At 71.8% G+C, this 20,617-nt stretch carries 20 protein-coding genes and 1 pseudogene; 16 read left to right on the top strand and 5 right to left on the bottom strand.

What is annotated here, in order from left to right; all coding sequences use genetic code 11:
* Positions 1 to 100: 100 nt before the first annotated feature.
* Positions 101 to 673: a helix-turn-helix domain-containing protein gene (locus tag ACIP94_RS26775; protein ID WP_402430701.1), complete on the bottom strand. Its 573-nt coding sequence runs from the start codon at positions 671 to 673 to the stop codon at positions 101 to 103.
* A 78-nt stretch (positions 674 to 751) separates the two neighbouring features.
* Between ACIP94_RS26775 and ACIP94_RS26770 the strand changes: the two genes are divergently transcribed.
* The 5 genes from ACIP94_RS26770 to ACIP94_RS26750 all read left to right on the top strand — a co-directional run bounded on the left by ACIP94_RS26770 (position 752) and on the right by ACIP94_RS26750 (position 5,455).
* Positions 752 to 1,699, top strand: a complete 948-nt coding sequence (locus ACIP94_RS26770) for an NAD(P)/FAD-dependent oxidoreductase (protein ID WP_402430698.1) — start codon at positions 752 to 754, stop codon at positions 1,697 to 1,699.
* Positions 1,700 to 1,728: 29 nt separating this feature from the next.
* Positions 1,729 to 3,267, top strand: coding sequence for an ATP-dependent DNA ligase (locus ACIP94_RS26765; RefSeq protein WP_402430695.1), 1,539 nt, complete (start codon positions 1,729 to 1,731; stop codon positions 3,265 to 3,267).
* Positions 3,264 to 3,734 carry an NUDIX domain-containing protein gene (locus tag ACIP94_RS26760; protein WP_402430692.1) on the top strand — a complete coding sequence of 157 codons (471 nt, stop codon included), beginning with the start codon at positions 3,264 to 3,266 and terminating at the stop codon, positions 3,732 to 3,734. Before ACIP94_RS26765 ends, ACIP94_RS26760 begins: the two co-directional genes overlap by 4 nt.
* Positions 3,735 to 3,807: 73 nt before the next feature.
* Complete coding sequence (locus ACIP94_RS26755; protein ID WP_402430690.1) at positions 3,808 to 5,193, top strand: NADP-dependent succinic semialdehyde dehydrogenase; 1,386 nt, start codon at positions 3,808 to 3,810, stop codon at positions 5,191 to 5,193.
* 25 nt (positions 5,194 to 5,218) lie between these two features.
* Positions 5,219 to 5,455, top strand: a complete 237-nt coding sequence (locus ACIP94_RS26750) for a DUF6213 family protein (RefSeq protein ID WP_402430687.1) — start codon at positions 5,219 to 5,221, stop codon at positions 5,453 to 5,455.
* A 47-nt stretch (positions 5,456 to 5,502) separates the two neighbouring features.
* Here ACIP94_RS26750 and ACIP94_RS26745 read toward each other — a convergent pair whose 3' ends face one another.
* Positions 5,503 to 6,171 carry a transcriptional regulator gene (locus ACIP94_RS26745; protein ID WP_402430684.1) on the bottom strand — a complete coding sequence of 223 codons (669 nt, stop codon included), beginning with the start codon at positions 6,169 to 6,171 and terminating at the stop codon, positions 5,503 to 5,505.
* Between the two features lie 133 nt (positions 6,172 to 6,304).
* Here ACIP94_RS26745 and ACIP94_RS26740 point away from each other — a divergent pair, with 133 nt between their 5' ends.
* Complete coding sequence (locus tag ACIP94_RS26740) at positions 6,305 to 7,435, top strand: type III polyketide synthase (RefSeq protein WP_402430681.1); 1,131 nt, start codon at positions 6,305 to 6,307, stop codon at positions 7,433 to 7,435.
* Between the two features lie 14 nt (positions 7,436 to 7,449).
* On the top strand, positions 7,450 to 7,971 hold the full coding sequence (locus ACIP94_RS26735; protein ID WP_402430869.1) for a cupin domain-containing protein: 522 nt from the start codon (positions 7,450 to 7,452) through the stop codon (positions 7,969 to 7,971).
* A 9-nt stretch (positions 7,972 to 7,980) separates the two neighbouring features.
* Here the strand turns inward: ACIP94_RS26735 and ACIP94_RS26730 are convergent, their stop codons facing one another.
* Positions 7,981 to 9,243, bottom strand: a complete 1,263-nt coding sequence (locus tag ACIP94_RS26730) for an acyl-CoA dehydrogenase family protein (RefSeq protein ID WP_402430678.1) — start codon at positions 9,241 to 9,243, stop codon at positions 7,981 to 7,983.
* A 189-nt stretch (positions 9,244 to 9,432) separates the two neighbouring features.
* On the opposite strand from ACIP94_RS26730, the gene ACIP94_RS26725 reads away from it, so the two are divergent.
* The gene (locus ACIP94_RS26725; RefSeq protein WP_402430675.1) at positions 9,433 to 10,077 is read left to right on the top strand and encodes a TetR family transcriptional regulator; all 645 of its coding nucleotides are present in this window, start codon (positions 9,433 to 9,435) and stop codon (positions 10,075 to 10,077) included.
* Positions 10,078 to 10,198: 121 nt separating this feature from the next.
* On the opposite strand, the gene def is transcribed toward ACIP94_RS26725, so the two are convergent.
* Positions 10,199 to 10,735, bottom strand: a complete 537-nt coding sequence (def, locus tag ACIP94_RS26720; RefSeq protein ID WP_402430672.1) for a peptide deformylase — start codon at positions 10,733 to 10,735, stop codon at positions 10,199 to 10,201.
* A 142-nt stretch (positions 10,736 to 10,877) separates the two neighbouring features.
* On the opposite strand from def, the gene ACIP94_RS26715 reads away from it, so the two are divergent.
* The 7 genes from ACIP94_RS26715 to ACIP94_RS26685 all read left to right on the top strand — a co-directional run bounded on the left by ACIP94_RS26715 (position 10,878) and on the right by ACIP94_RS26685 (position 19,120).
* Complete coding sequence (locus tag ACIP94_RS26715) at positions 10,878 to 12,116, top strand: MurT ligase domain-containing protein (protein WP_402430669.1); 1,239 nt, start codon at positions 10,878 to 10,880, stop codon at positions 12,114 to 12,116.
* A gap of 19 nt (positions 12,117 to 12,135) precedes the next feature.
* Positions 12,136 to 12,864, top strand: a complete 729-nt coding sequence (locus ACIP94_RS26710) for a type 1 glutamine amidotransferase (RefSeq protein ID WP_402430666.1) — start codon at positions 12,136 to 12,138, stop codon at positions 12,862 to 12,864.
* Between the two features lie 235 nt (positions 12,865 to 13,099).
* Positions 13,100 to 14,125 carry a 6-phosphofructokinase gene (locus tag ACIP94_RS26705; protein WP_402430664.1) on the top strand — a complete coding sequence of 342 codons (1,026 nt, stop codon included), beginning with the start codon at positions 13,100 to 13,102 and terminating at the stop codon, positions 14,123 to 14,125.
* 140 nt (positions 14,126 to 14,265) lie between these two features.
* Complete coding sequence (locus ACIP94_RS26700) at positions 14,266 to 15,225, top strand: cytochrome c oxidase assembly protein (RefSeq protein ID WP_402430661.1); 960 nt, start codon at positions 14,266 to 14,268, stop codon at positions 15,223 to 15,225.
* Between the two features lie 137 nt (positions 15,226 to 15,362).
* Positions 15,363 to 16,970: a DUF6777 domain-containing protein gene (locus ACIP94_RS26695; protein ID WP_402430658.1), complete on the top strand. Its 1,608-nt coding sequence runs from the start codon at positions 15,363 to 15,365 to the stop codon at positions 16,968 to 16,970.
* 4 nt (positions 16,971 to 16,974) lie between these two features.
* A complete protein-coding gene (locus tag ACIP94_RS26690; protein WP_402430655.1) occupies positions 16,975 to 18,948 on the top strand; it encodes a protein kinase in 1,974 nt (657 codons plus the stop codon).
* Between the two features lie 13 nt (positions 18,949 to 18,961).
* Positions 18,962 to 19,120, top strand: a complete 159-nt coding sequence (locus tag ACIP94_RS26685) for a hypothetical protein (protein WP_311691433.1) — start codon at positions 18,962 to 18,964, stop codon at positions 19,118 to 19,120.
* 3 nt (positions 19,121 to 19,123) lie between these two features.
* Here ACIP94_RS26685 and ACIP94_RS26680 read toward each other — a convergent pair.
* A pseudogene (locus tag ACIP94_RS26680) lies at positions 19,124 to 19,728 on the bottom strand (sensor histidine kinase); the annotation flags it as partial.
* Positions 19,729 to 20,056: 328 nt separating this feature from the next.
* On the opposite strand from ACIP94_RS26680, the gene ACIP94_RS26675 reads away from it, so the two are divergent.
* Complete coding sequence (locus ACIP94_RS26675; RefSeq protein WP_402430652.1) at positions 20,057 to 20,560, top strand: Lrp/AsnC family transcriptional regulator; 504 nt, start codon at positions 20,057 to 20,059, stop codon at positions 20,558 to 20,560.
* Positions 20,561 to 20,617 lie beyond the last annotated feature (57 nt).

The raw sequence follows: 20,617 nt of genomic DNA, 5'->3' as shown, positions 1-20,617 counted from the left end.
CCTCCAGAGGGCTGTGCCGGTTGTGTTCGCCTGACCGGGTCGGTCGCATACTAAGCGGTCGCTTGCCGATCAGGGAACAGGAAGAGAACAGTCGCGCGCGTCACTGCCGACGGGGCCGCGCCCGGACATGCATCCGCTCGCCCTGGGGCCCGAACAGGCTGAGAAACTCGACCGGCCCTTCCCCGGTCGAGCCGAACCAGTGCGGCACCCGGGTGTCGAACTCGGCGGCCTCGCCGGACCCCAGCACCACATCGTGCTCGCCCAGCACGAGCCGGAGCCGGCCGGAGAGCACATACAGCCACTCGTAACCCTCGTGCGTCCGCAGGTCCGGTTCGAGCCTGCGCTGCGGCTCGACCACCTTGAAGGCCTGGAGCCCGCCGGGCTGGCGGGTGAGCGGCCAGTGGGTGCGGCCATGGCGGACGATCGGCTCGCCGCGCACCCGCGGGTCCCGCACCGCCGGGGCGCCGACCAGTTCGTCCAGCGGCACATCGTGGGCCTGTGCGATCGGCAGCAGCAGTTCGAGGCTGGGCCTGCGCAGGCCCGACTCCAGGCGCGAGAGCGTGCTGACGGAGATGCCCGTCGTCTCCGACAGCGCCGCGAGTGTCACCTCCCGCTCCCTGCGCAGCCGCCGCAGCCTCGGGCCCACGCCCGCGAGGACCTCGTCCATGCCCATGGCCCTCATTGCAGTTCCGGCAAATAGGTTTGTCAATGCCGCAGTGTCCGGGCCACGGTTCCGGCGGAGGTGGTCACCATGACCGAGAAGAGCAGCGGGACCTACGAGGTGGTCGTCGTCGGAGGCGGGCCGGCCGGACTGTCGGCGGCCCTGGTCCTGGGCCGGGCACGGCGCCGCACGCTCGTCGTCGACGCGGGCGAGCCGCGCAACGCGCCCGCCGCGCATCTTCAGGGCTATCTGTCCCGGGACGGCATGCCGCCGGCCGAGTTCCTCGCGGTGGGCCGCGCGGAGATCGCGCGCTACGGCGTGGAGCTGGTCCGGGACCGGGCGGTGGACGCCGTCCGGGGCGCGGACGGCGAGTTCGACGTGACGCTCGCGCAGGGACGGTCCGTGCATGCCCGCCGGCTGGTGGTCGCCACCGGCCTGCGGGACGAGCTGCCACGGGTGCCCGGGATGGCCGAGCGGTTCGGGCGCGATGTGCTGCACTGCCCGTACTGCCATGGCTGGGAGGTGCGCGACCGGCCCTTCGGAGTGCTCGCGACCAGCCCGCTGAGCGCGCACCAGGCACTGATGGTCTCCCAATGGTCGAAGGACGTGACCCTGTTCCTGCACACGGTCGCCGAGGAGGAGCTGTCCGGCCCGGACCGGCGCAGGCTGGCGGCGGCCGGGGTCGGTGTGGTGCCCGGCGAGGTGGCGGGGCTGGTTGCCGACGACGACCGGCTCACCGGGGTCCGGCTCGTGGACGGGACGGTCCACGAACGCTCGGTGCTGTTCGTCGCGCCCCGCGCCGTGCCGCGCACCGGCCTGTTCGAGCGGCTGGGCGCCGAGCTGAGCGAGACCCCCTTCGGCAGCTACCCGGTGGTGGACGGGCAGGGGCTGACGACCGTGCCCGGTCTGTGGGCGGCGGGAAACGCCACCGGTTTCGCGGAGCAGATCGTCAACGCGGCCAGCCGCGGGTACCGGGCGGGGGCCGCGATCAACGGGGAACTGCTCATGGCGGACCTGGACGCCGCCGCCTGGGTGTAGACCCGCCGCCCGCGGTGCACCATGACTGCATGCTCCTCGCCCGGCTGGCCCGTGTGTCCCGGGAGGTCGCCGCCACCTCGGCGCGCTCCCGGAAGATCGCGCTGCTCGGCGAGCTGTTCCGGGACGCCGACGCGGACGACGTGCCGATCGTCATCCCGTATCTGGCCGGTCGGCTGCCCCAGGGGCGGCTCGGCATCGGCTGGAAGCTCCTCGGGCAGCGGATCGCTCCCGCCGCCGAGCCCACGCTCACCGTGCGGGACGTGGACGCCCGGCTGAGCGGAATCGGCGCGGTCACCGGCCCCGGCTCCCAGGCCGAGCGCAAGCGGCTGGTCGGTGAGTTGCTGGCGGCGGCCACCGAGGACGAGCAGCGGTTCCTGACCGGGCTGCTGACCGGTGAGGTGCGCCAGGGCGCGCTGGACGCCCTGGCCGTGGAGGGACTGGCCGAGGCGACGGGGGCCGGCCCGGTGGACGTCCGGCGGGCCGTCATGCTCGCCGGATCGCTGCAGACCGTGGCGCAGGCCCTGCTCGCCGAGGGCCCGGCGGCCCTCGCCACCTTCCGGCTCACCGTCGGCCGGCCCGTGCTGCCCATGCTCGCGCACACCGCGTCGTCCGTGGCCGAGGCCATCGGCAAGCTCGGCGCGTGCGCCGTCGAGGAGAAGCTCGACGGCATCCGCGTGCAGGTCCACCGCGACGGCGACGACGTACGGATCCACACCCGCACCCTCGAGGACATCACCGCCCGGCTGCCGGAGATCACGACGGCGGCCCTGGGGCTGGCGGGCGAGCGGTTCGTCCTGGACGGCGAGGTCATCGCGCTGGACGAGAACGGACGGCCGCGGTCGTTCCAGGAGACGGCCGGACGGGTCGGCTCCCGGCTGGACGTGGCGACCGCCGCCGCGGCCGTCCCCGTCTCCCCCGTCTTCTTCGACGCACTGTCGGTGGACGGCAGGGACCTGCTGGACCTGCCCCTCGCCGATCGCCATGCGGAGCTGGCCCGGCTCGTACCGAAGCCGATGCGAGTGCGGCGTGTGGTGGTCGAGGGCCCCGGGGACACGACCGCCGCGGAGCGCTTCCTCGCCGAGACCCTGGCGCGAGGTCACGAAGGCGTGGTGGTCAAGGGCCTCGACGCCCCCTACAGCGCGGGCCGGCGCGGCGCCTCCTGGCTCAAGGTCAAACCCGTGCACACCCTCGACCTCGTGGTGCTGGCCGTCGAGCGGGGACACGGCCGACGCACCGGCAAGCTGTCCAACCTGCACCTGGGCGCCCGCGCCCCGGACGGCTCCTTCGTGATGCTCGGCAAGACGTTCAAGGGCATGACGGACGCGATGCTCGCCTGGCAGACCGAGCGGCTGAGGGAACTGGCCGTGGAGGACGACGGCTGGGTGGTGACCGTACGCCCCGAACTCGTCGTCGAGATCGCCTACGACGGACTCCAGCGGTCCACCCGCTACCCGGCCGGTGTCACCCTGCGCTTCGCCCGGGTCGTGCGCTACCGCGAGGACAAGCGGCCGGAGGAGGCCGACACCCTGGAGACCCTGCTGGCGGCGCACCGCGGGGTGGCGCCATGAGCGGGCGGCAACGGCACAGCGCCGGTCTGCTGTTGTTCCGGCGCACCGAGCACGGTCTTCAGGTCCTGCTCGGCCATATGGGCGGCCCGTTCTTCGCCCGCCGCGAGGCCGGGGCGTGGACCGTGCCCAAGGGCGAGTACGAGCCCGGAGAGCCCTCCTGGGAGGCCGCCCGGCGCGAATTCCGGGAGGAGCTGGGGCTGCCGCCGCCCGACGGCCGGGCCGTGCCGCTCGGCGAGGTGCGGCAGAGGGGCGGCAAGGTGGTCACGGCCTGGGCGGTCGAGGCGGATCTCGACCCGGCGACGGTCGTCCCGGGCACCTTCACGATGGAGTGGCCGCCGCGCTCGGGGCGCCTGGAGGAGTTCCCCGAGCTGGACCGGGTGGAGTGGTTCGGCCTCGACCGGGCCCGTGAGGTGATCGTGACGGCGCAGACGGCGTTTCTCGACCGGCTCATGGAGCACTCGGGCTGAAGGACGAGCCGCGTTGCGGTGGCGACCGCCGCGCGGGAAGGTCGAAGCAGAGCCTGTTCTCAGGAGGTCAGCCATGCCCATCGCCACCGTCAATCCGGCGACCGGCGAGACGCTCGAGACGTACGACGCCCTGAGCGAGGAGGAGATCGAGCGCAGGCTCGCCGCCGCCGAGACCGCGTTCCGCACCCATCGCACGACCACGTTCGCCGAACGGGCCCTGCGGATGAACAGGGCGGCCGCCCTGCTGGAGGAGGAAGAGCAGGACATCGCCCGGGTGATGACCGTCGAGATGGGCAAGCCGATCAGGCAGGCCCGCGCGGAGGCCGCGAAGTGCGCCAAGGCGATGCGCTGGTACGCGGAGCACGCCGAGGAGCTGCTCGCCGACGAGGAGCCCGCCGAGTACGACGTGAAGGACTCGGGCGCCTCCTGGGTGATCGTGCGCTACCGGCCGCTCGGCCCGGTCCTCGCCGTGATGCCCTGGAACTTCCCGCTGTGGCAGGTGGTCCGCTTCGCCGCGCCCGCACTGATGGCGGGCAACGTGGGACTGCTCAAACACGCCTCGAACGTTCCGCAGACCGCGCTGTACCTGGAGGACCTGTTCCGCCGGGCGGGCTTCGCCGAGGGCTGTTTCCAGACCCTGCTGATCGGTTCCGGCGCGGTGGAGAGGGTCCTGCGCGATCCGAGGGTCAAGGCCGCGACGCTCACCGGCAGCGAGCCGGCCGGCCGGTCGGTGGCCTCGGTGGCCGGGGACGAGATCAAGAAGACCGTTCTGGAGCTGGGTGGCAGCGACCCGTTCATCGTGATGCCGTCCGCGGACGTGGAGCGGGCCGCGGAGGTGGCGGTGACGGCGCGGGTGCAGAACAACGGGCAGTCGTGCATCGCCGCCAAGCGGTTCATCGTGCACACCGATGTCTTCGACGCGTTCACCGAGCGGTTCACGGCCCGGATGAAGGCACTGAGGATCGGCGATCCGATGGAGGAGGAGACGGAGGTCGGGCCGCTCGCCAGCGAGCAGGGCCGCGTCGATGTGGAAGAGCTGGTGCGGGATGCGGCCGCCCGGGGCGCGGCGGTGCTGTGCGGCGGTGAGCGCCCGGACCGTCCCGGCTGGTACTACCCGCCGACCGTCCTCGCCGATGTCACCCCGCAGATGCGCATCCACCGCGAGGAGGCGTTCGGCCCGGTCGCCACCCTCTACCGGGCGGCCGGCATCGACGAGGCGGTGGCGATCGCGAACGACTCGCCGTTCGGACTGAGCTCGAACGTGTGGACACACAACGGTACCGAGGTGGACCGATTCGTCCAGGACCTTGAGGCCGGTGGTGTGTACATCAACGGGATGACGGCGTCTCATCCGGCGTTTCCGTTCGGCGGGGTCAAGCGTTCCGGCTACGGGCGGGAGCTGTCGGGGCACGGAATCCGCGAGTTCTGCAACATCACCACCGTATGGCACGGGGCGTGAGCGTTCCGCGGTTACGATCCCTGCTGTGAACCGCGAAGTGACCCTGCCTCTGATCGTCGACGACCACGGCACGTTGCAGGTGGCGGCCGCGGACGTCAGCAAGCTGCTGCGCACGGTGGGCGGCCGGTGGCTGCGGCTTGTGGAGGCCGGAGAGGACGGGCTCGACGAGGACACCGTGGCCGCGCTGACCATCGAGCTGGCCAAGCTGGCGGACCGGATCGATGTGGCGTGCATCGCGCACAGCAGCGGCTCGCTCGGCTAGGGATCCCCGGAGGACGGCCGTCGGTGCGCGGGGACGCCGGGCAGCGGTCAGGTGCGCGCGTCCAGCTCCCACAACGCGTGCCAGAACCGGGTCTCGTACCCCTGGAGCAGCCGGCCGTAGCGATGGGCGCGGTCCTCGTCCACACGGCCCGCGTCCAGACCCTCCTGCACGGCCTCCTCGGCCTTGCGGTGCAGGTCGGGTGACGGCTCGGCGAAGAAGTCGAAGAAGCCGCAGGACGCGTCGTCGAAGCCGTAGTGGCGGCGCAGCGCCTGCGCGATCGACGCGCAGTAGCCGCTCCAGGACGTGAAGTTGGCGCCCAGGGCCAGGACGACGTCGGCCGGCTCCCCGTTCAGGGCGAGCCAGGCCACGTACGCCGGGTAGCCCTGACAGTCCGCCGGCGACTCGTAGGTGTCCGCGGCCTCGTCGGCCCGGCAGACGGAGGCGTAGGCGCCCAGGCGATTCTGGGCCACGCCCTCACCGTCCGCAAGCGCGGCGAAATAGGCCGCACAGGCGGGCTCGTCCCGCGACCGCTCGGACAGATGCAGGAACGCCCGGCGGTCGGCGGCGATCACCTCCCGCTGTTCGAGGGCGAGGGCGGCAAGGGTGGCCGGCTGGGCCGCGCCCCGGGCGACCAGCGGAAGCAACCGGTTGGCGTGCGGATCCGGGGCGAGCTTCCGGGTGGCCTCCTCCAGCAGCTCCCTGGCCGTGCGCGCCATCGACGCTCCTCCTCCGACTCGTTCGACTCACCGGACATGCCCGGAATATCACTGTGCGTGCATCACTGAAGCGGAGTAACCCGACGAGATATCGCAGCCCCGCCGCGCGATCGTGGGGGAAGCCCTCATACGGGTGAACCCCTTCCGCCGAGGGACGACGAGTCCCCCGCCAAGGCGAAAGAAGGCGCGCTCCATGGCCACTCTGTGCAGACCCGCGGTTTCCGTTCCGGAGTATGTGATCACGATGGAGGAGACGCTCGAACTGGCGCGCTCCCGCCACGCGGACCACCCCCAGCTCCCGCTGGCTCTGCGGCTGATCGAGAACACCGGGGTCCGGACCCGGCACATCGTGCAACCCATCGAGGAGACCCTGAAGCACCCCGGCTTCGAGGAGCGCAACAATCTCTACGAGGCCGAGGCGAAGACCCGGGTGCCCGCGGTCGTCCAGCGGGCGCTGGACGACGCCGAGCTGCTCACCACGGATATCGACGTGATCATCTACGTGTCGTGCACGGGGTTCATGATGCCCTCGCTGACCGCGTGGCTGATCAACGCGATGGACTTCGACACCGACACCCGGCAGATACCCATCGCCCAGCTGGGCTGCGCCGCGGGCGGCGCCGCCATCAACCGGGCGCACGACTTCTGCCGGGCCTACCCGGACGGCAACGCCCTCATCGTGGCCTGCGAGTTCTGCTCGCTGTGCTACCAGCCCACCGACCTGGGGATCGGCTCGCTGCTGTCCAACGGACTGTTCGGCGACGGCATCGCGGCCGCCGTCGTCCGCGGCAAGGGCGGCACCGGCGTCAAGCTGGAGCGCAACGGCTCGTATCTGATCCCCGAGACCGAGGGGTGGATCGCGTACGACGTCCGGGCCACCGGATTCCACTTCCTGCTGGACAAGCGGGTGCCGACCACGATGGAACCCCTCGCCCCGGCCCTCCAGGAGCTGGCACGCCAGCACGGCTGGAACGCTTCCGACCTGGACTTCTACATCATCCACGCGGGCGGTCCGCGGATCCTGGACGACCTGAGCAAGTTTCTGCGGGTGCCGCCGGAGGCCTTCCGGTTCAGCCGGGCCACGCTGACCGAGTACGGCAACATCGCGAGCGCCGTCGTCCTGGACGCGCTGCGCCGGCTCTTCGACGAGGGCGGCGCCGATCACACGGCGCGGGGCATGCTGGCCGGCTTCGGTCCGGGCATCACGGCGGAAATGGCCCTGGGCCGCTGGCATGTCTCCGGGAACGGGAAGAACCGAACGTGACGACGACCGACAGGGTGGCGGCGGCCGAGGGACTGTTCGTTCCCCCCGGCCATGGCCGCGTCGTACGGACGCCGGCGCAGCATGTGACCTTCAAGGTGACCGGCTCGCACTCGCGCATGGCGTCCACGTTCGAGGTGATCGTGCCGCCCGGCTTCGACGTCGGCGCCCATGTCCACACCCGCAGCGAGGAACTGTTCTACGTCCTCGAGGGCGAGCTGGACGTGCTGGCCTTCGAGCCACGGGTACGGACCCGCGACCACTGGCAGAAGTGGGAGTCGAGGTCGGGCCGCCGCGTGGTACGGGCGACTCCGGGCACGGTCATCGTCGTACCGCCGGGCTGCCCCCACGCGTTCGCGAACCCGACGGAGACCCCCGCCAAAGTGTTCTTCCAGGCGTCTCCGCCACCGGATCACGAACGCTACTTCGAGGAACTGCTGGAGATCCTCGCCGACGGGGGCCCACCGGACCAGGAAGCGATCGAGGCGCTGCGCAGGCGGTACGACATCGAGCAGCTCACACCGCTCAGGCACCGGTGAGCGGCGGCGCTATCGGATCGGCATCCCGGACAGGGTGCGCGCGATCACCAGCCGCTGGATCTCGCTGGTGCCCTCGAAGATCGTGTAGATGCCCGCATCGCGGTGCATCCGCTCCACCGGGTACTCCCGGGTGTAGCCGTTGCCCCCGAGGATCTGGATCGCCTGCGCGGTGACCTTCTTCGCCGTCTCGCTGGCGAACAGCTTCGACATGGAGCCCTCGGCCGACGTGAACGGCTTGCCGTTGACGGCCATCCACGAGGCCCGCCACACCAGCAGCCGGGCGGCGTCGATCTGCGTCCGCATGTCCGCGAGCTGGAAAGCGACGCCCTGGTTGTCGATGATCGGCCGCCCGAACTGCTCGCGCGTCCGCGCGTAGTCGAGGGCCACCTCGTACGCGGCCCGGGCGGTGCCCACGGCCATCGCGCCGACGGCCGGGCGGGAGGCCTCGAAGGTGGCCATGGCCGCGTTCTTCACGCTCCCCGCCTCACGGCTTCGCTCGAGCGGGGGGACCCCCATCCCGACCGCCTTCGCCTTCTCCCTGGCACGGGCGAGCCGCTCGTCCAGCTTCTCCTTGCCGCCGAGCAGGCAGGAGCCGGGAACGCGGACGTTGTCGAGGATCACCTCGGCGGTGTGCGAGGCGCGGATGCCGTGCTTCTTGAACTTCTGGCCCTGGGCGAGACCCGGGGTGTTCGGCGGGACGATGAAGGAGGCGTGCCCCTTGGAACCCAGCTCCGGGTCGACGACCGCGACCACGACATGGACGTTGGCGATGCCGCCGTTGGTGGCCCAGGTCTTGGTGCCGTTGATCACCCACTCGTCCTTGGCCTCGTCGTAGACGGCCCGTGTACGCATGGAGGCGACGTCGGAGCCGGCGTCGGGCTCCGAGGAGCAGAAGGCGGCCACCTTGACATCGTTGACATCGCCGTACATCTGGGGGATCCAGGTGCCGATCTGCTCCTCGGTGCCGTTGGCGAGGACGCCCACGGCCGCGAGTCCGGTGCCGACGATGGACAGCGCGATGCCCGCGTCACCCCAGAACAGCTCCTCCATCGCCATGGGGATGCCGAGACCCGTGGCGTCGAAGTACTGCTGGGCGTAGAAGTCGAGGGAGTAGATGCCGACCTTGGCGGCCTCCTGGATGACCGGCCAGGGGGTTTCCTCACGCTCGTCCCATTCGGCGGCCGCGGGGCGGATCACGTCGGCGGCGAAGCCGTGCAGCCAGTCCCGGACCTCCTTCTGTTCGTCGTTGAGCTCCATGGTGAACTCGGCCATGTCCCCTCCAGCACTGCGCTAGCCTGTTACTTGCGGTAACGCCAGTGTGTTACTCGCCAGTAGCAGAAGTCAACTCCCCGGCCCAAGCGGTCGTCCACGACGGGCGGTCGGCAGCTCGTTCGATACTGGCCCGCCTTTCAGTGTTAGTTTGCGCAGGCGTCACCGATACAGCACGGGTGGGGAGAGATCATGGACACCACACAGCGGGCCGAGCAGCAACGGTCCGCCGACCGCCGACGGCGTGAGCTGCTGGAGGCCGCCGACCGGGTGGTGCTGCGCGACGGCCCCGGGGCCTCGATGAACGCCATCGCCGCCGAGGCCGGCATCACCAAGCCGATCCTCTACCGCCACTTCGGCGACAAGGGCGGGCTCTACGCCGCGCTCGCCAAGCGCCACACGGACGCGCTGCTCGACTCGCTGCGGGCGGCGCTGGACGCACCGGCCGACCGGCGGGAGCGGGTGGAGGCCACCCTGGACACCTATCTCGCGGCCATCGAGGCACGGCCGCAGGTCTACCGCTTCCTGATGCATCCGGCGGAGGGCGGCTCACAGAACGACCAGGGCTTCGACACCGGCCGGCACTCCGTCCCGGTACTGCGCCGCATGGGCGAGGAACTGGCCCAGGTCATCGAGGAGCGCCTGGACCTCGGCCCGGACAGCCACCAGCTCGCCCGGGTCTGGGGACACGGCATCGTCGGCATGATGCACGCCGCCGGTGACTGGTGGCTGGGCGAACGCCCCTGCTCCCGGGCCGAGTTGGTGCGCAGCCTGGCGGACCTGCTGTGGGGCCGGCTGGCGGCCGCCGGGGACCGCGTCGGGGGCCCCGGGTTCTGAGGCTCCCCGCCGCCCGGCGGCTCGTCGCGGCCGGGCGCACGGACGCGACGGGAGCCGCGGGGTGCCGGGGTCGCCGGGGGATGCGGCGGGCGGCGGAGGGGAGCATGACGCGGGCGCGTCCCTAGCGGGGTGCCCTGCGCCGCCACTGCCACATCGCCCTGCGCCGGCGCCAGCCGTCGAGCCGGTCCACGTACAGACCCCCGCCAAGGTGGTCGCACTCGTGCTGAAGGCACCGGGCGAACCACCCCGTCCCCTCCACCCGCACCGGCTCGCCGTCCAGCGTGCGGCCCTCGACGACGGCGCGGTCGTACCGCTCCGTTCCCGCCTCGAGGCCCGGAAGGGACAGGCACCCCTCCGGTCCGCGCAGCACCACACCGTCCGCCTCGACGAGCCGTGGGTTCACCACATGGCCCAGATGGCGCACTTCCTCGTCGTCCGGGCAGTCGTACACGAACACCCGCAGCGGCTCGCCGACCTGGTGCGCTGCCAGCCCCACGCCCCCCGCGGCGTACATGGTGGCGAACATGTCCTCGACGAGCCGGGCCAGTTCGGGGCCGAAGTCGGTGACCTCCGCGCCCGGGGTGCGTAGCACCGGGTCGCCGAGCAGGGTGAGGGGCCGGACGCGCCCTCGGGCGCCCGGGATGGAACGGTGTCGCATGGCGGCAAGGGTACGGTCGTCAGGGCCGCGCGGGCGCCGGGGTGGTGCCGCGGTGCGGGGGCGTGAACGGATCTCGATAGGCTGAGGCCCGCACGTTGCCGGGACTGGGCGCGGCGCCGTACGCAAGGAGGATCGAGAACTGATGGCAGGCAACTCGGACCCGCTGACGCCGCGGGCCAAGCTGGCCGTGACCGCGGGCAAGGCGGTCGCTGCGGCATCGCGCGCCGCGGGGCGCGGCAGCGGATCGGTGATCGGCGGCCGAGTGGCGCTCAAACTCGACCCCGATCTGCTCGCCCGGCTCGCCCAGAACCTGGACGTCGTCCTGGTCTCGGCGACCAACGGCAAGACGACCACCACCCGGCTGATCGCGGAGGCGCTGCGCGCCGCGGGCCCGGTCGTCTCCAACGCGCTCGGCGCCAACATGCCGGCCGGCATCACCTCGGCGCTGGCCGGCGGCTCGGACGCCAAGTTCGGCGTCATCGAGGTCGACGAGAAGTACCTCGCCGGGGTCGCCAGGGACACCGACCCGAAGTGCATCGCGCTGCTCAACCTCTCGCGCGACCAGCTCGACCGCGCGGCCGAGACCCGGATGCTCGCCGAGAACTGGCGCGAGGGCCTGGCCGGCTCCAAGGCCGTGGTCGTCGCCAACGCCGACGACCCCCTGGTGGTGTGGGCCGCCTCGTCGTCGCCCAATGTGATCTGGGTCGCGGCCGGCCAGATGTGGAAGGACGACGCCTGGTCCTGCCCGTCCTGCGGCGGTGTGATGCAGCGCCCCGGCGACGACTGGTTCTGCGGCGAGTGCGGCTTCCGCCGGCCTACCCCGTCCTGGGTGCTGTCGGGTGACCACGTCCTCGACCCGCACGGCTCCGCCTGGCCGATCCACCTCCAGCTCCCGGGCCGCGCCAACAAGGCCAACGCCACCACCTCGGCCGCCGTCGCCGCCGTCTTCGGCGTGCCCCCGCAGGTCGCGCTGGAGCGCATGTACCAGGTGCAGGCGGTGGCCGGACGCTACGACGTGGTCCAGTTCCAGGGCCGCGACCTGCGTCTGCTGCTCGCGAAGAACCCGGCCGGCTGGCTGGAGACGTTCTCGCTGATCGACCCGCCGCCGGCCCCGGTGATCCTGTCGGTGAACGCGCGCGGCGCGGACGGCACCGACACCTCCTGGCTGTGGGACGTCGACTACACGCGGCTCACCGGGCATCCGATCTTCGTCATCGGCGACCGGAAGCTGGACCTCGCGGTGCGCCTGGAGGTCGCGAACCAGTCCTTCCAGGTCTGCGACGATCTCGACCAGGCCGTCCAGCTCGCTCCGCCCGGCCGCATCGAGGTCATCGCGAACTACACCGCGTTCCAGGACCTGCGCCGCCGCGTCGGCAACTGACCACGAAGGACGATCATCGATGAGTGACAACAGCCTGCGTCTGGTGTGGATCTACCCTGACCTGCTGAGCACCTACGGCGACCAGGGCAACGCGCTCGTGGTGGAGCGCCGGGCCCGCCAGCGCGGCCTCGACGTGGCCCGGCTCGACGTGCGCAGCGACCAGCCGATCCCCACGTCCGGCGACATCTACCTGATCGGCGGCGGTGAGGACCGTCCGCAGCGGCTGGCAGCCGAGCGGCTGCGCCGCGACGGCGGTCTGTACCGGGCCGTGGAGAACGGCGCGATCGTGTTCTCCGTCTGCGCCGGCTACCAGATCCTCGGCCACGAGTTCATCAACGACCTCGGGCAGCGCGAGCCGGGCCTCGGCCTGCTGGACGTGGTCTCGGTGCGCGGCGAGGGCGAGCGGTGCGTCGGCGACGTCCTCGCGGACATCGACCCGCGGCTGGGCCTGCCCCAGCTCACCGGCTTCGAGAACCACCAGGGCGTCACGCACGTCGGCCCGAACGCCCGCCCGTTGGCACAGGTGCGGCTCGGCAAGGGCAACGGCACGGGCGACGGCACGGAGGGCGCGTACAACGGGACGGTCTTCGGCACGTACATGCACGGTCCCGTGCTCGCGCGCAACCCGCTGATCGCCGACCTGCTGCTCAAGCTGGCGCTCGACGTCAACGCCCTTCCGCCGGTCGACGACCGCTGGTACGAGGCGCTGCGCAACGAGCGGATCACGGCCGCGCAGCAGCCCGCCTAGAGCCCGGCCGAAGCGCTCCCGAAACGGTTCCGCGGAGCCCGCCCGGCGGCCCGTACACCCCTTGGCCCTCCGGGCGTAACCGGCCCGTCTGACACCTCGTCCGCACAGGTGAGCGGGTGCGTCCAGCAGGCGGACGCACGGTGCTGCCCCGCCCCCCGCCGCCGGTAGGGTGGCGGGGATCGAGCCGGACAGCGTGGTCCGGTCCCGGCTCACGTGGAGAAGGTTGTTTCGGGCTATGCGCATTGGTGTCCTCACGTCCGGCGGCGACTGCCCCGGCCTGAACGCCGTCATCCGGTCCGTCGTGCACCGCGCCGTCGCCGACCACGGCGACGAGGTCATCGGCTTCCGGGACGGCTGGAAGGGCCTTCTGGAGTGCGACTACCTCAAGCTCGACCTCGACGCGGTGGGCGGCATCCTGGCTCGCGGCGGCACCATCCTCGGCTCCTCCCGGGTCCGCCCGGAGCATCTGCGGGACGGCGTGGAGCGGGCCAGGGGCCATGTCGAGGAACTGGGGATCGACGCGATCATCCCGATCGGCGGTGAGGGCACGCTCAAGGCGGCCCGGCTGCTGTCCGACAACGGGCTGCCGATCGTCGGCGTGCCCAAGACCATCGACAACGACATCGCGGTCACGGATGTCACCTTCGGCTTCGACACGGCCGTGGGCGTGGCGACCGAGGCCCTGGACCGGCTGAAGACCACCGCCGAGTCCCATCAGCGCGTGCTCATCGTGGAGGTCATGGGCCGCCACACCGGCTGGATCGCGCTGCACTCCGGCATGGCCGCCGGTGCCCACGCGATCGTCGTGCCGGAGCGCCCCTTCGACATCGAGGAGTTGGCGGCCCGGGTCGGCGAGCGGTTCGACGCGGGCAAGCGGTTCGCGATCGTGGTGGCCGCCGAGGGCGCCAAGCCGAAGCCGGGCACCATGGAGTTCGACGAGGGCGGCAAGGACATCTACGGCCACGAGCGCTTCGCCGGCATCGCCCGCCAGCTCTCCATCGAGCTGGAGCAGCGGCTCGGCAAGGAGGCCCGTCCGGTGATCCTCGGGCACGTCCAGCGCGGCGGCACGCCGACGGCGTACGACCGCGTACTCGCCACCCGCTTCGGCTGGCACGCCGTGGAGGCGGCGCACCGCGGCGAGTTCGGGAAGATGACCGCGCTGCGCGGCACGGACATCGTGATGGTGGAGCTGGCGGAGGCCGTGGAGACGCTGAAGACGGTGCCGCGGGAGAGGTACGCCGAGGCCGAGTGCGTCCTGTAGTACGGGGCCGGTCTCGTGCGGTGCGGGACTGATCGCGCACGGAGTCGAAGAGCCCGCCCCCGGTCGCAGTGGCGACCGGGGGCGGTTCTACTCTGGTGCGGACAGACAGCGCACAACCCCCACGAATCAGGAGCCGGCGGATGGATCACAGCGGGCACGGCATGCACGGCATGACCATGGATCTGCCGCCGTTCACGCTGGGGAGGGGCCTGGAATGGTCCGCCGACCCGTTCTTCCTCGTCGCCTGTCTCGTCGGACTCGGGTTGTACGGCTGGGGCGTGGCCCGGCTCGTGCGGCGCGGGGACAAGTGGCCGGTGGGCCGGACCGTGTCGTACGTCATCGGCGTGCTGACGGTGATGCTGGTCATGTGCACCAAGCTGAATGACTACGGCATGGTCATGTTTAGCGTGCACATGGTGCAGCACATGGTGATCAGCATGCTCTCGCCGATCCTGCTGCTGCTCGGCGCCCCGATCACGCTGGCACTGCGCGCGCTGCCCACGGCGGGCCGCGACCGCAAGGGGCCGCGCGAACTGCTGCTGATGCTGCTCCACAGCCGCTATGTGCGCATCATCACCCACCCGGCGTTCACCATCCCGCTGTTCATCGCGAGCCTGTACGGGCTGTACTTCACGCCGCTCTTCGACTTCCTGATGCAGTCCAAGACCGGACACATCGCGATGATGGTGCACTTCCTCGCCGTCGGCGTGGTGTTCTTCTGGCCGATCATGGGCATCGACCCCGGTCCGCACCGCCCCGGCCATCTGATGCGGATGCTGGAGCTGTTCGCGGGCATGCCGTTCCACGCGTTCTTCGGGATCGCGCTGATGATGGCGTCCACGCCGATGGTCGGCAGCTACCGGAACCCGCCCGCCTCGCTGGGCATCGACGCCCTCGCGGACCAGACCTCGGCGGGCGGCATCGCCTGGGCGTTCAGCGAGGTTCCCTCCGTGCTGGTGCTCCTGGCGCTCCTGTTCCAGTGGTACCGCTCCGAACAGCGGCAGGCCAAGCGAAAGGACCGCGCCGCGGACCGCGACGGCGACAAGGAACTCCAGGCGTACAACGCCTATCTGGCCTCACTCAACGCACGCGGCCACTGAGTTCCGCGACACCGCTGAATTCCCTTTCCTTCCAAGTCTTTTCAAGCCGCCTGAAATGCTCCCGCATTCGGTAATCTGGTGCCCGGCGTCCTGCCTCCGCTCGGCAGGGCGCGGGGGGACCGCCGGGGGGAGCGGTGATGACACGTCGTGCAGTTCTGCGCAGGACCGGAAAATCAGCGATCCGGAGGATCGTCTTTCTTCTTGCCGCCGCGCTGATCCTCAGCGGATGCGGCAGAAACGCACAGTTGTTCGCGGTGAAGGCCGTCGCCGTCGGGGTTCCGTCGCTCGCCCCCTTCTTCGACGAGCACAGCGGTCTCGGCCGCGACACCCCGGTCCGGTCGCGCCGGGCGCCCGGTGGTCTGCAAGCGGGCGACACACCGGGGCTCTACGGCGGTTCCCGCACCCCGACGGTCTGTGACATCGCCCGGCTGAAGGAATTCCTCACCGATCCACGGAACGACCGGAAGGCCAAGGTCTGGGCACAGGTCGAGGGGATTGCCCAGAGGGAGATCCCCGATTATCTGGACCGGCTCACACCCGTCCTTCTGCGTCACGACACCCTGGTGCGGAACCACGACTTCAAGAAGGGCAGGGCCACACCTTTCGACTCCTTGCTCCAGGCCGGAATCGCGGTACTGGTGGACGAGCGGGGACAGCCCACGGTGAAGTGCTCGTGCGGCAATCCGCTGCGCCCGTTCCGGGGCGACACCACCCGGATTTCCGTCACGTTCGCGGGCGGCAACGAGAAATGGGCGGGGTACGACCGGACCTCCGTGGTGGCGGTCCACCCCGCCCCGCGGCGGCTCACCCGGATCGCGCTGGTCGACGTCCACGACCCCGACCGGGGGCTCGACCGGCCCGTGGGCACGAGCGGCGGGCACGACTCCGCCTTCGACACCCGGGTACGGCACAAGGTGCCCGATGTGACGGGACTGCGTTTCGCGGAGGCCGGGCGGCGGCTCGCGGCCGAGGGGCTCGCGGTCGCCTACGCCGGGCGGGGCGCGCCCCCCGACGACGCCGCGGTCACGGGCTCGGATCCCGGGCCCGGCACCGAGCTGGCGTTCGGGCAGTATGTGACGCTCTCGGCGGACATGGGCGAGACGGACGGACCCCAGGTGCCGGGCGAGTCCGGCACGTCCCGGAAGGGCGCGGCGGGGCCGACCGACAGCGGCACCGGCCGGGGGCGGGACGGCGATGGGTCCGCCTCACCGTCGACGGGCGGGCCGACGGAGGGGAAGACGGGCGGCACCCCCGCCACGCCGAGTGACAGCGGGCGGGTCTCCTCGCCGACCGCGTCGAGCGGTTCGTCGTCACCCTCCATGTCCCGCTCGTCCTCGAGGGCCCACTCGTCGCCGACGGCGCAGTCGTCCCAGTCTCCGACGGCGGCGCACTCGTCTCGGTCTCCGACAGCCCCCTCCTCCTCGACGGCCCGCCCGCCTCAGTCTTCTCCGACAGCCCCCTCCTCCTCGACGGCCCGCCCGCCTCAGTCTTCTCCGACAGCCCACTCCTCCCCGACGGCGCGCCCGCCTCAGTCTTCTCCGACAGCCCACCCCTCCCCGTCGGCCGGAGGCGGCTCGTCCCCGGCGACCGCTAGCGGCTCCCCCACAGCACCTCACGACGGCCCGACCTCCGCGGCAAAGGGCGGTACAGGCGCCCCACGCGGCTCCTCCGCTCCGCCCGGCAGGCCCACCGGCACCCCCGTCACCGACTCGCCCACGACGGGCACGACCTGGATTCGGGAGTGAAGGGATGGCAGCAGGATCACCGCAGTCCGGAGTGGGCCGGGTCATCGCCGGCCGCTACCGCCTGCTCAACCGCCTCGGCGGCGGCGCCATGGGCCAGGTGTGGCGCGCCCACGACCAGCGGCTGGCCTGCGACGTCGCCCTCAAGGAGGTCGCATTCCGCGATTCGGTCGAGGCGACCGAGGAGCGGACGGCCCGGGTCGCCCGTGCCCGCGCGGAGGCCCGGCACGCGGCCGGGCTGCGGGGCCACCCGCATGTGGTGACCGTGCACGACGTACTGGAGCACGAGGGCCTGCCGTGGATCGTCATGGAGTATGTGCCGGGCGCGCTGGACCTGCGTGAGCGGGTCCACCGGCACGGTCCCCTCGCCGCCGCCGAATGCGCGCGTATCGGGCTCGCCGTGCTGGACGCGCTCACCGCCGGGCACGAGCGGGGCGTCATGCACCGGGATGTGAAGCCGGCGAACATCCTGCTGGCGCCGGACCGCTCCGGGACGCCGTACGCCCGAGTCCTGCTCACCGACTACGGCATCGCGGTCCAGCCGGACGCGGGCGAGACCCGGCACACGCTGACGTCCGCGCTGGTCGGGACGCCGGGCTATCTGGCGCCGGAACGTGCGACGGGCGGGCCGCCGACCGCCGCCGCCGACCTGTTCTCACTGGGCTGCACGCTGTACTTCTCGGCGGAGGGGTGCGGGCCCTTCGAACGCGACACGCAGCTCGCGGAGGTCACCGCGGTGGTCCTGGAGGAGCCCCGGCCCCCGGTGCGGGCCGGGGCGCTGGCGCCGCTTCTGTCCGCGATGCTGGTCAAGGACCCGGCCCTGCGGATCACGGCGGCGGAGACCGCCGCCGCGCTGGAGGCGGTCATCAGCCCGCGACCGCATCCGCGCACCTGGGTCGATCCGGGGGCGCACCCGCCGTGGGCAGGCTCCGCCGCGGCGACCGAGACCTCGCCGCTCCGGCCGGTGCCGGACGGCGTTCCCACCCCGGGGCCCGCGCACGGGGGCCAGGGACAGGCCCCGCCCACGCCCGGCGGCTGGGCACGGCCCGGGGACCCGGCCGCGCCCTCCGTGTCGTACGACCCTCACATGCCCGGTGCGGCGAGCGAGGCGGGATTCGGTCCACCGCTCACCGGCGGCGGTCCCCCTCCGGGGCAGCCGCGTCCGACGCGGGCGCATGTCCTGCGGGCCCTGGTCGCCTGCCTGCTCGGACTGGTCCTCGCGCTGGGCGGGGTCTGGTACGCGGTGTACCGCCCGGCGTCCGGCGGCTCGGCGGCACCGTACGGTGCCGCCGTCGCGCTCAGCCGCCCGCTCACAGCGGGAGACTGCGTCGTCGCCGCCTGGCCCGGCCGCCCGTTCCAGGGCGCCCCTCCACGGCTGACGGTGGATCCGAGTTGCGCCGATGCCGGCCCGGACGGGCAGGTCGTGGCCTTCGTCCCCAGCGCCTCCGCCGACGAGGCGCGCAGACGGGGTCCGGCCCAGTGCGAGCAGCGCACCCAGGAGATCCGCGGCAAGCTCGCGGACGTCCGCAGTTACGCCGTGGTCCCGACGCGCTCGGGCTTCGCGGCGGCCGGGCGGCGCACCGCGTGTCTGGTGCTCGGCGCGCACGGGCCGGTCTACGGTCCGCTGGGCGACCGCCGCAAGCCGGGGATGAGGTTCGTGGACACGGCGAATATGCAGAAACGGGACTGTCTGGACGCCCTGTCCCGGTCGGCGGCGCGGCTGGTCTCCTGCGCCGGACCCCACGACCAGCAGGTGCTCGGCTTCACCCGGCTGGCCCCGGACATCACCCTGGCCAAGGCGAAGGACCTGTCGGACACGGCGTGCGCGCGGGACGTGCCGCCGAAGGACTACGGCTATGATCCCAGCCGCTATACGGCCGCCTCCTGGACGGGCAACGCCGCATGGACGTCCGGAACTCATCTGATCGTATGCACCGTTCGAAGGCAGAACGGGGGCACCATGGGGAAGGACGACCCATGAGGAGGGTGTTGCGATGCCCGGTTCCACGAAGACGATGGGGGTGCTCACCGTCGGTGGGCTCGTCGTGGTGACGGCCTATACGGTGGCGCTCGGCAGCAGTGGCTGGCTGTGGTTCGGCTGGGTCGTCCTCGGCCTGATCACCCTCGCCATGGTCCTCACCCGCGACGCGTGAGGCTCAGATCCGGGGCAGCCGCCCGGCCGAGCGCACTCCCGGCTGGTACTTCGGCAGCCGGTCGGTGATCTTCATGCCCGCCCCCGGGGCGGTCCCGACGACGAGCCCGTGGTCGTCGCCGTGGACCTGGCGCAGCCTGTCGTCCACGTCGGACAGGCCGATACCGCCGGAGCCTCCGGCCTCCCCGGCGAGGATGCGGCGCAGCAGCTCCGGGTCCATTCCGGCGCCGTCGTCCTCGATGACGACCAGGGCCTCGGCGCCCGCGTCCTGGGCGGTGATGCCGATGTGGCGCTTGTCGTGGTGCCCTCCAGCCCGTGCTTGACGGCGTTCTCGACGAGTGGCCGGAGGCACAGGAACGGCAGGGCGACCGGCAGCACCTCGGGGGCGATCTGGAGGGTGACCGGGATCCGGTCCCCGAAACGGGCCGTACGAGCGCCAAGTACTGGCCGATGGCGTGCAGTTCGTCGGCGAGTGTGGTGCAGTCGCCGCGCCGGCGGAACGAGTGGCGGGTGAAGCCGGCCAACTCCGGCAGGAGTTCGCGGGCGCTCGGGATGAGTGCGCACGAACGAGGCGATCACAGCGAGCGAGTTGAAGATGAAGTGCGGGGAGCCGGGGCGGCCCGGTGACGACGACCCGGCGCTCGGTGGGGTCCTGGGGCACGCCGCTCCTGGATTCGTGGACCGGGATCAGCCGTGCGGCGCGCCGCACTGTGCGCCCCGGCGCACCGCTTCCGCGAGCCGCTCGCGGCGGACGGGCTCGAGGACGTGGTCGACGGCCGGATCCGCGGATCGGCGTGCGGCAGACAGCGGAGCTCCTCCGGCGAGAGGAGTTGGTCGTCGACGGCGAGGGCGCGCAGCATGAACGTGGAGCGCAGGAGCGTTCGGGACGCCTGGGCATGTGCGGAACATGGACGTTCCCGCTGGATACAGTGCCCGCATGAGTACCAGGCCAGCGCCGTTCGACGAACTCGACCGGAAGATCATCACCGCTCTCATGGCGAACGCCAGGACCAGTTTCGCCGAGATCGGCGCGGCCATCGGCCTGTCGTCGACGGCGGTCAAGCGCCGGGTGGACCGGCTGCGCGAATCGGGCGTGATCACGGGGTTCACAGCCACGGTGAAGCCGTCGGCGCTGGGCTGGCGCACGGAGGCGTACGTCGAGGTCTACTGCGAGGGTGCGGCGCCGCCCCGGCGCCTGGCGGAGGTCGTGCGCAACCATCCGGAGATCACCGCGGCGATGACGGTGACCGGTGGAGCGGACGCGCTGCTGCATGTGCGGGCGCGGGACGTCGAGCACTTCGAGGAGGTGCTGGAGCGCATCCGCGCGGAGCCCTTCATCCGGAAGACGATCAGTGTGATGGTGCTGTCCCACCTGCTGCCGGAGAGCCCGGAGGCGGGCGCCAACCATGCGGCGCCGGACGGCGCAGCAGACGTGCGCTGAGCGCTTCGAAGACGCAGTGTTGCTGCGCCAACACGCAGCCATCGTTTCTTGTCGCTC

The sequence above is a fragment of the Streptomyces sp. NPDC093261 genome, assembly GCF_044753645.1.
GTDB lineage: Bacteria > Actinomycetota > Actinomycetes > Streptomycetales > Streptomycetaceae > Streptomyces.
The sequence above is the reverse complement of the archived record's forward strand: the minus strand, read 5'-3'. Positions and strand labels throughout refer to the sequence as shown.

Bases quoted from the DNA above. Each gene is read 5' to 3' on its own strand.
- ACIP94_RS26775 (WP_402430701.1), bottom strand. From the start codon at position 673: ATGGGCATGGACGAGGTCCTCGCGGGCGTGGGCCCGAGGCTGCGGCGG.
- ACIP94_RS26770 (WP_402430698.1), top strand. From the start codon at position 752: ATGACCGAGAAGAGCAGCGGGACCTACGAGGTGGTCGTCGTCGGAGGC.
- ACIP94_RS26765 (WP_402430695.1), top strand. From the start codon at position 1,729: ATGCTCCTCGCCCGGCTGGCCCGTGTGTCCCGGGAGGTCGCCGCCACC.
- ACIP94_RS26760 (WP_402430692.1), top strand. From the start codon at position 3,264: ATGAGCGGGCGGCAACGGCACAGCGCCGGTCTGCTGTTGTTCCGGCGC.
- ACIP94_RS26755 (WP_402430690.1), top strand. From the start codon at position 3,808: ATGCCCATCGCCACCGTCAATCCGGCGACCGGCGAGACGCTCGAGACG.
- ACIP94_RS26745 (WP_402430684.1), bottom strand. From the start codon at position 6,171: ATGGCGCGCACGGCCAGGGAGCTGCTGGAGGAGGCCACCCGGAAGCTC.
- ACIP94_RS26730 (WP_402430678.1), bottom strand. From the start codon at position 9,243: ATGGCCGAGTTCACCATGGAGCTCAACGACGAACAGAAGGAGGTCCGG.
- ACIP94_RS26725 (WP_402430675.1), top strand. From the start codon at position 9,433: ATGGACACCACACAGCGGGCCGAGCAGCAACGGTCCGCCGACCGCCGA.
- def (WP_402430672.1), bottom strand. From the start codon at position 10,735: ATGCGACACCGTTCCATCCCGGGCGCCCGAGGGCGCGTCCGGCCCCTC.
- ACIP94_RS26715 (WP_402430669.1), top strand. From the start codon at position 10,878: ATGGCAGGCAACTCGGACCCGCTGACGCCGCGGGCCAAGCTGGCCGTG.
- ACIP94_RS26710 (WP_402430666.1), top strand. From the start codon at position 12,136: ATGAGTGACAACAGCCTGCGTCTGGTGTGGATCTACCCTGACCTGCTG.
- ACIP94_RS26705 (WP_402430664.1), top strand. From the start codon at position 13,100: ATGCGCATTGGTGTCCTCACGTCCGGCGGCGACTGCCCCGGCCTGAAC.
- ACIP94_RS26700 (WP_402430661.1), top strand. From the start codon at position 14,266: ATGGATCACAGCGGGCACGGCATGCACGGCATGACCATGGATCTGCCG.
- ACIP94_RS26695 (WP_402430658.1), top strand. From the start codon at position 15,363: ATGACACGTCGTGCAGTTCTGCGCAGGACCGGAAAATCAGCGATCCGG.
- ACIP94_RS26690 (WP_402430655.1), top strand. From the start codon at position 16,975: ATGGCAGCAGGATCACCGCAGTCCGGAGTGGGCCGGGTCATCGCCGGC.
- ACIP94_RS26685 (WP_311691433.1), top strand. From the start codon at position 18,962: ATGCCCGGTTCCACGAAGACGATGGGGGTGCTCACCGTCGGTGGGCTC.
- ACIP94_RS26675 (WP_402430652.1), top strand. From the start codon at position 20,057: ATGAGTACCAGGCCAGCGCCGTTCGACGAACTCGACCGGAAGATCATC.